The organism is Arthrobacter sp. Cza30 (genome assembly GCF_059090765.1).
Genome location: NZ_JBNHGA010000005.1, coordinates 605,336 through 618,151 on the forward strand (window position 1 = coordinate 605,336; position 12,816 = coordinate 618,151).

At 69.6% G+C, this 12,816-nt stretch carries 9 protein-coding genes; 3 read left to right on the plus strand and 6 right to left on the minus strand.

From position 1 onward, the window contains the following. Positions 1-21 precede the first annotated feature (21 nt). Genes mgrA through glgX form a run of 5 tightly spaced genes read right to left on the minus strand, consistent with a single transcriptional unit; the run spans position 22 to position 9,221 of the window. Positions 22-1,062, minus strand: a complete 1,041-nt coding sequence (gene mgrA, locus AC5RVZ_RS20030) for an L-glyceraldehyde 3-phosphate reductase (protein ID WP_494067466.1) — start codon at positions 1,060-1,062, stop codon at positions 22-24. A 23-nt stretch (positions 1,063-1,085) separates the two neighbouring features. Next, on the minus strand, positions 1,086-2,795 hold the full coding sequence (locus AC5RVZ_RS20035; RefSeq protein ID WP_494067467.1) for a bifunctional ADP-dependent NAD(P)H-hydrate dehydratase/NAD(P)H-hydrate epimerase: 1,710 nt from the start codon (positions 2,793-2,795) through the stop codon (positions 1,086-1,088). A 14-nt stretch (positions 2,796-2,809) separates the two neighbouring features. Then, positions 2,810-4,660, minus strand: a complete 1,851-nt coding sequence (gene treZ / locus AC5RVZ_RS20040; protein ID WP_494067468.1) for a malto-oligosyltrehalose trehalohydrolase — start codon at positions 4,658-4,660, stop codon at positions 2,810-2,812. Then, on the minus strand, positions 4,657-6,966 hold the full coding sequence (gene treY / locus AC5RVZ_RS20045; protein WP_494067469.1) for a malto-oligosyltrehalose synthase: 2,310 nt from the start codon (positions 6,964-6,966) through the stop codon (positions 4,657-4,659). Before treY ends, treZ begins: the two co-directional genes overlap by 4 nt. Then, positions 6,963-9,221: a glycogen debranching protein GlgX gene (gene glgX / locus AC5RVZ_RS20050; protein ID WP_494067470.1), complete on the minus strand. Its 2,259-nt coding sequence runs from the start codon at positions 9,219-9,221 to the stop codon at positions 6,963-6,965. The genes treY and glgX overlap by 4 nt, the downstream gene beginning before the upstream one ends. A 317-nt stretch (positions 9,222-9,538) precedes the next feature. Here glgX and AC5RVZ_RS20055 point away from each other — a divergent pair, with 317 nt between their 5' ends. Together AC5RVZ_RS20055 and AC5RVZ_RS20060 are read left to right on the plus strand one after the other, a co-directional pair. After that, positions 9,539-11,218 (plus strand): glycoside hydrolase family 10-like protein, encoded by a 1,680-nt coding sequence (locus tag AC5RVZ_RS20055; protein ID WP_494067471.1) that lies wholly within the window; start codon positions 9,539-9,541, stop codon positions 11,216-11,218. After that, positions 11,218-11,598, plus strand: a complete 381-nt coding sequence (locus AC5RVZ_RS20060; protein WP_494067472.1) for a TfoX/Sxy family protein — start codon at positions 11,218-11,220, stop codon at positions 11,596-11,598. The genes AC5RVZ_RS20055 and AC5RVZ_RS20060 overlap by 1 nt, the downstream gene beginning before the upstream one ends. Before the next feature lie 12 nt (positions 11,599-11,610). Here the strand turns inward: AC5RVZ_RS20060 and AC5RVZ_RS20065 are convergent, their stop codons facing one another. Next, positions 11,611-12,000 carry a VOC family protein gene (locus AC5RVZ_RS20065; protein ID WP_494067473.1) on the minus strand — a complete coding sequence of 130 codons (390 nt, stop codon included), beginning with the start codon at positions 11,998-12,000 and terminating at the stop codon, positions 11,611-11,613. Between the two features lie 227 nt (positions 12,001-12,227). On the opposite strand from AC5RVZ_RS20065, the gene AC5RVZ_RS20070 reads away from it, so the two are divergent. Continuing rightward, the gene (locus AC5RVZ_RS20070) at positions 12,228-12,788 is read left to right on the plus strand and encodes a dihydrofolate reductase family protein (protein ID WP_494067474.1); all 561 of its coding nucleotides are present in this window, start codon (positions 12,228-12,230) and stop codon (positions 12,786-12,788) included. Positions 12,789-12,816 lie beyond the last annotated feature (28 nt).

The following is a 12,816-nucleotide window of genomic DNA, read 5'->3' on the forward strand; positions in this document are numbered from 1 at the left end:
TCGCGGCGGGACCATCCGCCTTCAGCCCTTCGGCTTCCAGATGTTGATGTCGGAGTCCACCGCGAACCGGTTGATCGCGTCGGCTTCCTCGGTCGTGAAGTCCAGTTTGGCCACGGCGGCGAGGCTGTCCTCCAGTTGCTGCACGCTCGAGGCCCCGATCAAGGCCGAGGTGACCGGGGCGCCCTTGGGTTGCCGGCGAAGCACCCAGGCGATGGCCAGCTGCGCCAGTGACTGGCCGCGGTCCGCCGCCAGCTGGTTCAGTCCGCGGACGCGGTCCAGATTCTCGTCGGAGAGCATCTGCGGGAACAGCGACTTGTCCTGTGCGGCGCGGGAGTCACCGGGGATACCGTTCAGGTAGCGGTCGGTGAGCATGCCTTGGGCCAGCGGCGAGAACGCGATGCAACCCATGCCTTCGTCGTCCAGGACTTCCAGCAGGTTCGGGCTGCCGCCTTCCACCCAGCGGTTGAGCATGGAGTACGAGGGCTGGTGGATCAGCAGCGGGGTCCCCAGCGCGCGCATGATCCGTGCGGCCTCCCGGGTCTGCTCGGGGGTGTAGGAAGAGATGCCCGCATACATGGCCTTGCCGGAGCGGACGGCCTGGTCCAGCGCGCCCATCGTCTCCTCCAGCGGCGTGTTCGGGTCCGGCCGGTGGCTGTAGAAGATGTCCACATAGTCCAGACCCATCCGCTTCAGCGAGGCGTCCAGGCTGGAGAGCAGGTATTTGCGCGAACCCCACTCGCCGTACGGGCCGGGCCACATCAGGTAGCCGGCCTTGGTGGAGATCACCAGTTCGTCCCGGTAGGGCAGGAAATCCTGGCGCATGTGCCGGCCGAAATTGGTTTCGGCGCTGCCCTCCGGCGGGCCGTAGTTGTTGGCCACATCGAAGTGCGTCACCCCGAGGTCGAAGGCCCGGCGCAGGATGGCGCCCTGCACTTCGAACGGCTTGTCGTCGCCGAAGTTGTGCCAGAGGCCCAGCGAGACGGCGGGCAGCTTCAGCCCGCTGCGGCCCACCCGGCGGTAGGGAATGTTCTGGTACCGGTTCTCTGCAGCCTCATACGCCATCCCCTCATCATGCCATCGTGCGGCTACCGGTTCCGACCGGCGATGATCCTGCCCACAACCGCGGGGAGGACGGCGCTGATATCGGAGGCGGCCAGGGGTGCACCCGGTGACGACGACGGCGCTGCCCGCCTTCCGGCGCGTCCGCGGCGGTTCTCCGACTCCAAAGGCTGCGGCTGCGCCCCGCCGTCCCGCCCTGCGCTGTCCCGCCCCGATGCCTCCGACGCGGCGAGCCCGTGCAGGCAGGCAGCCATGGCAGCGACCACCGCCCCGTGCTCGGCCGCGGCGAAACCGGCAGCGTCCAGGTCCTCGGTCCGGATGGTCGCCGCGAGCGCTCCGAGGATCCCGGCCAGCGTGTCGCCCGAACCGGCCGTGGCCAGCCATACGGGCCCGTCGTCCTGGCTGAACAGGGCGCCGTCCGGTGCGGCGATCACCGTCACGGAGCCCTTGAGCAGCACGGTGGCCCCGGTGAGCCCGGCGGCCAGCGCGGCAAACTCCGCCGGGGCCGCTTCGATGTGCTCCCGGTCGGTCTCCACCCCCTGGGCTGAGAGGATGCGCACCAGTTCGCCGGCATGCGGCGTCAGGACCACCCGGGGTCCGGGCTCTGCGGGCAGCACGTCGAAGGCACCGGCGTCGGCAATCACCGGCAGCCCGGATGCCAGGGCGTCCCTGGCGCGCTGGCGCTGCTCCGCGTCACCGTCGGTTCCCGGTCCCACCAGCCACGCCTGGACGCGCGAAGCGGCGACGGACTCCTGCGAGCAGACTGCTTCGGGGGTCAGCACGTTGATCTGGTGGCACACCTCGGCCGGGCCGAGATAGCGGATCATGCCCACACCGGTGGCGGCGGCGGCCTGGGTCGCGAGCAAGGCGGCCCCGGGATAGGACGCAGATCCGGCGGCGACGCCGAGCACTCCGCGGGTGTACTTGTGGTCGGTTCGGCGCGGCACGGGCCACAACCGGGCCAGATCCTGTACCTGGAGCCGCCGCAGCCGCGGCGGCGGAAGAAGGTCCCCGATGCCGATGTCCACCGTTTCCACCCGGCCCGCGAGCGCCGCCGCAGGATCCAGCAACAGGCCGGTCTTCGCTCCACCGAAGGTGACCGTGAGGTCAGCCGGCAGCACGGGGTGGTTCACCTCGCCGGTCTCGGCGTTGACGCCGCTGGGCAGGTCGCACGCCACGACGCCGGGGCGGCGGCGGCCCGGCTCCGCGTCAAGGACCGCCTGGGCCAGCTCCCGGGCCGGTCCCCGCAGCGCCCCGGACGCGCCGGTGCCCAAGATCCCGTCGACCAGCACGTCGGCGGCACAACAGGTCGCGGCCGCCTCGCGGATGGCCCGCGCGACCTCCCGTAAATGCGGAGCTGTGGAAACCTCCGGGGCCCGGCGGGCCGGGTCCTCGCCGGCTCCCTCTGCCGCCAGCCGCAGCACCAATCCTCCTGCCCTCTCGAACGCGGCCAACGCCGCCGCATGCACCCGCTCCGAGGTGAGCACCGCCGTCGCCGTGGCGCCGCGGCGGGCCACCGAAGCAGCGGCGAAGAGGGCGTCTCCGCCGTTGTTGCCACTGCCGGCCAGCACCACCAGCCGGGCACCATAGACCCGGCCCCGGACACGCTTCAGTTCCCGGATGACGGCGGCCGCCAGTCCGGCCGCGGCGCGGGCCATCAGCAGCGGTCCCTGCCCGGCGTCCAGCAGCGGCCGTTCGGCGGCGCGGATGTCCTCCGGAGACCAGGCGCGGATCATGCCATCCCCTCGGTTCAGCGGGCGGGCGCGCTGCGGACTATGGCGGCCGAGTGTGCGGGCAGCGTCAGCCGGCCGGCTGCTGCGGCCGCCGCTGACCCGGTCCCGCCGGGTGCGGCCTCCTCGGACCCAATCCCGCTGGCGCCGTCCCCGGCGATCGTGGTGCCGTCGTCGGCGGCGAGCGCGGCGCCGTCGTCGGTGGTCAGGACCAGCGTGCCCGGCCGGGCGGGGAGCCGCCGCGGCTCGGCGGAGAAGTTGCAGCAGATCGCGAAGGAGCCGCGCCGGAGGATCAGCCAGCCCTCCTCCGCCTGGGACTCCACTGACAAGGACGCGAAGTCCGGTTCCGTCAGCTCCGGATGCTGCTTCCGGAGGGCGATCAGCCGGGTGTAGAGCTCGAGGAGCCGGGCGTGGTCGCCCGTGCCGGGCTCGGCCCAGTCCAGTTTCGAGTTGTGGAACGTCGCCGGGTCCTGCGGATCGGGCACTACCGCAGGGTCCCAGCCCATCCGCTCGAACTCCTTGAGCCTGCCGGCAGAGGTCGCCTCGCCGAGCTCCGGTTCGGGATGGGAGGTGAAGAATTGCCACGGCGTGGAGGCCGCAAACTCTTCGCCCATGAACACCATCGGCGTAAACGGAGACATCAGGTTCAGCACGGCTGCCAGCGCCAGCTGCCCGTAGCCGAGGGTGCCGGTGAGCCGGTCTCCGGCGGCACGGTTGCCGATCTGGTCGTGGTTCTGGGTGCAGACCACCAGTTGCCGGGCGGTCACCCGGTCCTTGTTGATCGGCCGGCCGTGGTGCCGTTCCCGGAACGAGGAATAGCCGCCGTCGTGGAAGAAGCCGTCCCGCAGCACCTTTTCCAGCGCGCCCAGCCCGGCAAAGTCGGCGTAGTAGCCGCTGGTTTCGCCGGTGAGGTTCACGTGCACGGCGTGGTGGAAGTCGTCGCTCCACTGGCCGGCCAGGCCATAGCCGTTCACCTGCCGGGACTCGATCAGCCGCGGATTGTTGAGGTCGGACTCGGCGACCAGGAACAACGGCTTGTTCAGCTCGGCGGCACACGCGTCCGTCGCCGCCGCGATCTCCTCGAGGATGTGCACGGCGCGCTCGTCCCGCAGCGCGTGCACCGCATCCAGGCGCAGGCCGTCCATGTGGTAGTCGCGGAACCACATCAGCACGTTGTCGATGATGAAGCGGCGGACCTCGTCCGATCCGGGGCCGTCCAGGTTCACGGATTCGCCCCAGGTGTTGGCGCTGCTGCTGCTCAGGTACGGCCCGAACCGCGGCAGGTAGTTTCCGCTGGGACCCAAATGGTTGTAGACCACGTCCTGGATGACGCCGATGCCCTTGGCGTGCGCGGCGTCCACGAACCGCTGGTAGGCGGCCGGCCCGCCGTAGCTCTCCTGCACCGCGTACCAGAGCACGCCGTCGTAGCCCCAGTTGTGCGTGCCGTTAAACGCGTTGACCGGCAGCAGTTCCACATAATCCACCCCGAGTCCGGCCAGGTAGTCGAGCTTGGCCGCGGCGGAATCCAGCGTGCCCTCGGAGGTGAACGTGCCGATGTGCAGTTCGTAGATCACCCCGCCCAGCCCCGGCGAAACCCAGTCCTGGTCCTGCCAGCGATGGGCCCCCGCGTCGAAGGTCCGGGACATCCCGTGCACCCCGTCCGGCTGGCGGCGCGAGCGTGGATCCGGCAGCACCGCGTCCCCGCCGTCCAGCAGATAGCCGTAGTCACACTCCCCCTCGGGCGCTGCGGCGGGGTCCGCCAGACGCCACCAGCCGGCGTCGTCCGGGCCCTGCATCGGCAGCCGTGCGGCGCCGGCCTGCAGTTCCACCCTTCCGGCACGCGGGGCCCACACCGCGAAGTTCCGGCTCATGACTTGTCCTCCTGTTCGCGCACCAGCAGCGCCACCGGCAATTCCGTCAGCACGCCGGCCAACGGCAGGACGCCGTTGTTTGCGTGGCTCCGCCCGCTCAGCACATCGCGGTATCGTCCGGCGGGCAGGACGACGGCGGTGTCCCGCCACCCGCCGTCTCGCTGCAGCCGCACCGGGAGCCTGGTGGCCAGCGTGATGGCGCCGCCGCGGTCGAAGCCGAACGCGTGGTCGGCCGCGGGGCCTTGGACCGGGACGACTTCGTAGCCGGTGAACAGCTCCGGCCGGTCACGGCGCAGCCGAAGTGCCCGGGCGACCACCAGCAGCTTGGCCGCCGCGCCGTCGTCCACCGGCGGCGTCCCGTCCCGGTCCAGGTTGTCCAGCGCCTGGCGCCGGGCGGTGAAATCCACCGGCCGGCGGTTGTCCGGGTCCACCAGCGAATGGTCCCAGAACTCGGTGCCCTGGTAGACGTCGGGCACTCCGGGCATGGTCAGCTGGATGAGCTTTGCCGAGAGGGAGTTGCTCCAGCCGAAGGGCTTGATCTTCTCGGCCAGGCTGACCAGCAGCCGGTTCACCTCCGGGGTGTCGAAGGCCGCGTCCACGGCGGCGTGGAGTTGTTTTTCGAAGTCATGGTCCGGGTCGATCCACGAGGTGCTGTTGCCCGCTTCCCGGGCGGCCTTCTCCGCGTAGGCGTGGGCCCGGGCCCGGCTGAACGGCCACGCCCCCAGCGCCGCCTGCCAGAGCAGGTCCGCGAACGGCAGATCCCCGAAGGGTGCCAGCCGGTCGAGCTCCGCCAGCCAATCCGGCCACTGGTCCGCCAGTTCCGCGAGCACCGAGATGCGGGCCCGGGTGTCCTCGCTGCGCTTCGTGTCGTGGGTGGACAGCGCGGTCATGGCGAGCGGCAGTTCCTGCTGCCGGCGGATCAACCGGGTGTGGAGCTCGAACGGCTCCACCGCGAAGATCGACGGGTCCGCCCCCACCTCGTTCAGGGAGGTCAGGCGCGTGTAGCGGTAGAACGCGGTGTCTTCCACCCCCTTGGCCATCACCATGCCGGAGGTCTGCTGGAACCGCACGGCGAGTTCGGTGAGCACTCCCTGCGGATTCAGCAGCGGCAGCAGGGTGGTGACGGCTTCGGCCAGGTCGGGACGGCGGACCTGGGCGGCGATCCCGGCTTCCTCGAGGTATTGCGTGCCGACCGGGAGGTAGCTCCGGTACACCGGGAAGCAGCTGAGCAGCTCGGCGATCGCATCGGCCGCCGTCTCGAACTCCAGGCCGGCGCCGGCCGGAACCAGCCGGGCCAGGCGCAGCACCTCGGAGCGCAGGATACCGTCGGCGATCCCCCGCTTGGTGTCGTGGATCATGTGCTGGTACGGCTCGACGGGGGCCGCGTCGGTGAGGCGTTCCCGCCCGTCGGGATCGACCAGCAGCCGGTCCACGTCGGCCAGCGCGTCATACCCGGTGGTGCCCGCGCAGGCCCAGTCTGCCGGCAGCTCCTCCCCCGGCTCCAGGATCTTCTCGACCAGGACGTAGGCGCCGCCGGTCAGTTCGTGCAGCCGCTGCAGATAGCCCTTCGGGTCTGCCAGCCCGTCGGGATGGTCCACGCGCAGCCCGTCGACCAGGCCCTCGTCGAACCAGCGCTTGATCTCCGCGTGGGATTCGTCGAAGACCCACGGCACCTCCACCCGGACCCCGGCCAGGGAGTTGACGCCGAAGAACCGGCGGTAATTGAGTTCGGCATCGGCCCGCCGCCAGTTCACCAGCTGGTAGTGCTGGCGCTCATGGACTTCGCGGGCGGTAGCGCCGTCGTCGCCGGTCCCCTCAGCCAGGGGGAAGCGGTGGTCGTAGTAACGCAGCTCGCCGTCGGCCAGCTCCAACGCCTCGAGTTCCGCGTCGCCGTCGCCCAGCACGGGCAGCCGGAGCTTGCCGCCGCCGGCGTCCCAGTCGATGTCGAACGCCTCCGCGTAGCGGGAGCCGCGGCCCTCCGACAGCAGCGACCACCACCAGCGGTTGTTGGCCGGCGTGGCCACGCCCATGTGGTTCGGCACGATGTCCACCAGGACGCCCATCCCGTTCTTCCGGGCGGCGGCGGAGAGCGTCCGCAGCCCGTCGATCCCGCCCCGGGCCGGGTCCACCGTGCTGAAGTCGACCACGTCGTAGCCGTGATCGGACCCCGGCTCCGCGGTCAGCAGGGGCGACAGGTACACCCAGTCGACGCCGAGCCGGTGCAGGTAGGGCAGCAGTTCGGCGGCGTCATAAAGCGTGAACGATTCCCTGATCTGCAGCCGGTAGGTCGACGCCGGGGCCCTCATCCCTTCTCCTGCCCCGTCTCGCTCCCGGCGCCCTGCAGCCCGGGGTCCCCGTCCGGCTCGGCCGCGGCCGGCTCGGCCCCGACCGTCCGCTCCGCCTCGGCCATGGCCGCAACGGAGGCGGCGACCGAGTGGTCCGGCTCTTCTTCCGGCGCCGTGTGGGCCTTGAGGACCACCGTGGACTTGGCGGCGACCGGCACCTTCGTCCCGGCCGTCAGCGGGCCGGGCAGCTGGTCGCCGCCGGCCGTGTCGATGATGATGTCCCAGGCCGCCGAGTACTCCCGCGGCGGCAGCACGAACGGCACGTCGTCGTCGGCGGCGTTGAAGTACACCAGGAAGTGCTCGTCGGTGATCCGCTGCCCGCGGTCGTCGCGCCCGCGGATGCCCTGGCCGTTGAGGAAGACGCCGATGCAGCGGCCGAGGGCCTCGTCCCAGTCCTCGGGCTCCATCGGTGTTCCCTCCGTGGTCAGCCACACGACGTCGCTCAGCGGCTCGCCCTGGCCCCGGCGGACCGGCTTCCCGTCAAAGAACAACCGCCGCCGGAAGGTCGGGTGTTCGGCCCTTAACCGGTTGACGGTGGCCACGAACTCGAGCAGCGGCTGGTCCACGTTGTTCCAGTCCACCCAGGACAATTCCGAGTCATGGCAGTACACGTTGTTGTTGCCCTGCTGGGTGCGTCCCAGCTCATCCCCGTGCGCGATCATCGGCACGCCCTGGCTCAGCAGCAGGGTGGCCAGGAAGTTCCGCTGCTGGCGGGCGCGCAGGGTGAGGACCGCCGGGTCGTCCGAGGGCCCCTCTACCCCGCAGTTCCACGAGCGGTTGTGCGATTCGCCGTCGTTATTGTCTTCGCCGTTGGCCTCATTGTGTTTCTCGTTGTAGGACACCAGGTCCCGCAGCGTGAACCCGTCATGGGCGGTGACGAAGTTGATGGAGGCAACCGGGCGCCGCCCCGTGGCCTCGTACAGGTCCGAAGAGCCGGTGATGCGGGAGGCGAATTCGCCGAGGGTGGAGGGCTCGCCCCGCCAGAAATCGCGGACCGTGTCCCGGTACAGGCCGTTCCACTCGGTCCACAGCGGCGGGAAGTTGCCCACCTGGTAGCCGCCCGGGCCGATGTCCCACGGTTCGGCGATGAGTTTGGTTTGGGACACGATCGGATCCTGCTGCACCATTTCGAAGAAGGTCGACAGCCGGTCCACGTCGTAGAACTCGCGGGCCAGGGTGGAGGCCAGGTCGAAGCGGAAGCCGTCCACGTGCATCTCCGAGGCCCAATAGCGCAGCGAGTCCATCAGCAGCTGCAGCGAATGGGGGTGGCGCACGTTCAGCGAATTTCCTGTGCCGGTGTAGTCCATGTAGTACTGCTGCTGGTCCTCGACCAGCCGGTAGTAGGCCGCGTTGTCGAGTCCGCGGAAGGACAGCGTGGGGCCCAGGTGGTTGCCCTCGGCCGTGTGGTTGTACACGACGTCGAGGATCACCTCGATGCCGGCCAGATGCAGTTCCCGGACCATCGCCTTGAACTCCTGCACCTGCTGCCCGGTATCGCCGGAGGAACAATACGTGTTCTGCGGCGCGAAGAAGCCGATGGTGTTGTAGCCCCAGTAGTTGGACAGCCCCTTCTCCTGGAGCGTGCTGTCGTTGACGAACTGGTGGACCGGCATCAGCTCGATGGCGGTGACGCCCAGCTTCTGCAGGTGCTCGATGACCGCCGGATGCGCGATGCCCGCGTAGGTACCGCGCTGCTCTTCCGGGATCTCCGGGTGCAGCTGGGTCAGGCCCTTCACGTGCGCCTCGTAGATCACCGAGCGGTGGTAGGGCGTGCGCGGCTTGCGGTCGCCGTCCCAGTCAAAGAACGGATTCACGACGACGCCGAGCATCATGTGCCCGGCCGAGTCCTCGTCGTTGCGGGAATTCTCGTCCCCGAAGTTGTAGCCGAACAGCGGCTGGGCCCAGTCGATCTGGCCGCTGACGGCCTTCGCGTAGGGGTCCAGCAGCAGCTTGTTCACATTGCAGCGCTGCCCCTGGCCCGGGTCGTATGGCCCGTCCACCCGGAAGCCGTACTTCTGTCCCGGCTGGACTTGCGGAAGGTAGCAGTGCCAGACGTAGCCGTCGACGTCCTTGAGCTCGATCCGCGTCTCGGCCCCGTTGTCGTCGAACAGGCACAGGAAAACGGCCTCCGCTGCCTCGCTGAACACGGCGAAATTGGTGCCGTTGCCGTCATACGTGGCCCCCAGCGGATAGGCGTCTCCCGGCCAAACTTCCATGTGCAAACTCCTGATGATCGGTTGTGGTCCCTGTTCCCTTCATACCCCATGGTCCTGACAATGGATATCCCGGGTTGTCCGCCCGGCGGGCAACCCGAGGCGGTGCGGCAGGCGTTTGCGGCCCTCGGTCCGGCGCTCGTTGCGTTGGACACACGGGCGGCGGCACACCCGGGAGGGACGGCCAGGGCCACGGGCACCCCGCCGGCCCGCGTCACGGTCTCCGCCACTGTCGGCATCACGGTTTCGACCACTGTCGGCGGGATGGATGCGGGCGTATCGTTGAGCTACCATCAGGTTCGCGTGAGGCAGGGCTGGCCATGACTGGCAGCGGTTCCGGTTCCCCAGGCGCTGTCTCCCGGCGCCAATTCACGACGGCGACCGCCCTCACCATGCTCGGCGCGGCGGGCCTGTTGGGCGGCAGCCTCTCCCGGGCGGCAACAGCCCCCGGCGGTCCGCTGGAAGTCAGCCTCGCGGCGGCGGTCATCAACCGGGTTTACCGCATCACCGCCCGTGAACGGGCGCGGGTCACGGACGCGCCCAAGCACGAGTTCCGGGGCTTCTGGCTCTCCACCGTGCTGAACATCGATTGGCCGTCGCGCCCCGGGCTGGCGGCAACCGTTCAGCAGGCCGAACTGCGCGGCTGGCTCGACCTTGCCCGCAGCCGAAACCTGAACGCCGTGCTGCTGCAGGTCCGTCCCGCGGCAGATGTCTTTTGGCCGTCGACGGCGGGAGAGCCGTGGTCCCGCTACCTGACCGGCACCCAGGGACGGAGCCCCGGCTACGATCCGCTGGCCTACGCGATCGGCCAGGCGCATGCCCGCAACCTGCACCTGCACGCGTGGTTCAATCCGTTCCGCGTGTCCATGACAACGAGCCTTTCGGACCTGATCTCCTGGCATCCGGCGCGGAAAAACCCGAGCTGGAGCTTCGCCTACGGAGGCCGGCGCTATTACAACCCCGGCATCCCCGCCGTCCGCAGTTACATCATCAAGGTGATCACCGAAGTCGTGGCCAAGTACGACGTGGACGGTATCCACCTCGACGACTATTTCTACCCCTACCCGGTCGCGGGGCAAAGCATCCCGGACTCCGCTGCCTACAATGCCTACCGGCTGGCCGGCGAGAGCGTGGCCAATTTCCGGCGGCGCAGCGTCAATACGTTCGTCCGCGACCTCAGCGCCGCGATCTTCGCGGCTAAACCGCGGATGCTGTTCGGCATCAGCCCCTTCGGCATCTGGCGCAACCGATCGACCGACAGCCTGGGCTCCGCTACCTCCGGCCTGCAGAGCTACGACGCCACGTACGCCGACTCCCGGCTCTGGGTCAAGCAAGGCTGGCTGGACTACGTGGTCCCGCAGCTGTACTGGCACCAGGGGAACCCGGCGGCCGATTACAACACGCTGGTCAACTGGTGGGCGGCCCAGGTGGGCGGCACCGTCTGCAAGCTCTACATCGGCGAGGCGGCCTACAAGGTGGGCGATCCCGCCCAGGGGGCCGACTGGCAGGACCCGCGCGAGCTCTATAACCACACGGCGAAATGCCGGGCGACGCCGGCGGTGCGCGGCCAGGTGTACTTCTCCGCCAAGTCCGTCCGTGCCAATCGGCTGGGCAGCATCGGCCTCGTCCAGGACAAGTTCTACCGGCGCGTGGCGATGACCCCGGTGATGTCCCATCTGGGCGCCCAGCGGCCCTACGCGCCGCTGATCGCCAGCGCCCGGTGGAACGGATCCGGCGTCGAGCTCATCTGGCGGGGCGCAACGAGCGGGACGCTGCCGAGGCACTATGCCATCTACCGCTGGGAGTCCGACGGCGCCGCGGCCGCGTTCATTCCCTCGCAGGCTGGAGCCCTCCGGCGCGTGCACCGCCGCCGCGGCAATCCCGAAAGGTTCGTGGACATGGGCGCCGTCCGGGGACGCACGTACTGGTACGTGGTGGTCGGCATGAGCGACCTCATGGTCGAATCCGCGGCGGCATCCGCCATCTTCATACGGGCCTGATGCGGGACGAAACCATGACGCCTGCCTCCCCCTCCGACGACGACCAGGGCCTCGTCCTGCTGGAAACTCTCGCCGGCCGGTTTGCGGATGACCCGCTGGTCGAACGCGGCACCATGTTCCGCAGTCGCGGGCTGAGGGTGGCTGGAAAGGTCTTCGCGTTCCTCGGCCACGGCGACCGGCTGATCGTGAAGGTTCCGCGGCACCGCGCGGAAGAGTATGTTGCTTCCGGAGCGGCGGAACCGGTCACCATGGGACAGCGGACGATGAGGGAATGGGTGGCTTTCCCGGCGGTGGCCGACGGCGCGTCGGCGGCCGGGCAGCAGTGGCTCAGCGTCGTCGACGAGGCGTACGCGTACGTCAAAGGCCTGGGCGGCAGCTGAAGGCGGGCCCCGTTACCCTGCCGACTGCCGCGCGGGCTGGAACAGTTCCACCAGATTTCCTGCCGGGTCGGCGAGCAGTATCTGGCGTCCGCCGGGACCGGCAACCACGTCGCTGCGAAACGACAGTCCCGCCCGGCGCAGCCGGTCGATCTCCGCGTCCAGGTCCAGGACGACCAGGTGGATGCGGTTCCGCCCGGCGGCCGCATAATCCGCCGGGGTCGCGCGCGCCCCCGAACTTGCCGGCCCGGAGAGCAACAGCCGCAGCGATCCCCGCGTCACGTCGGCGAAGGCGGGCGAGCGCATGTTGACGGTGAAGCCGAAATGGCCCGTGTAGAAGTCCACGGCTGCCCCGACGTCGTCCACGAGGTAGCGGACGCTGGCGTACTGCTCCGATGCTGGCACGGCTCTTCCCCTCAATGTGCGGCTAGCGGGCGCCGGCTGTCAGGATACATCGCACGCTTTGCCCGGGACAGGGCCCGGCACCGGTCCCCCGCCGACGACGAGCGCGACGGCCCAGCGACGCGGAACGGCGCAGCGAGCCGGAACGACCGCCCGGCCTTCCGCCGATGCGCAAGGTCGGGAACAATGGGCGGACGCTCCCCCGTCCTGCCCAAAGCTCAGGAGTCATCGTGGCACAGCTGCTGTATTCCGCAATCATGTCGCTGGACGGCTACATTGCCGACCGGGACGGCAACTTCGACTGGAGCGTTCCCGACGAGGAGGTGCACTCCTTCGTCAACGATCTGGAAGGACGGGTGGGCACCTATCTCTTCGGCCGGCGCATGTACGAGGTGATGGCCGTCTGGGAAACCGTGCCCGTCGGCCCGGAGGTTCCCCCGGTCGAGCGGGACTTCGCGGAGTCGTGGCTGCGGAAGGACAAGGTGGTCTATTCCCGGACCTTGCAGACGGTTTCAAGCGCCCGCACCCGGATTGAGCGGGCATTCGAGCCTGAGGCGGTCCGGCGCATGAAGGCCTCGGCATCGGCGGACCTGAGCATCAGCGGGCCCGAGCTCGCCGGCCACGCCTTCGCGGCGGGACTGGTCGATGAATGCCTGTTCTTCGTCTCGCCGGTCGTGGTGGGCGGCGGGAAGCGCTTTCTGGCCGAGGACCTGAGGCTCGGGCTTGAGCTGCTGGACGAGCGCCGCTTCGGCAACGGCGTCGTGTACCTGCGTTACCGCGTGGAACCTTAGCCCGGCCTCAACGCGCGCCCGGCTGCCG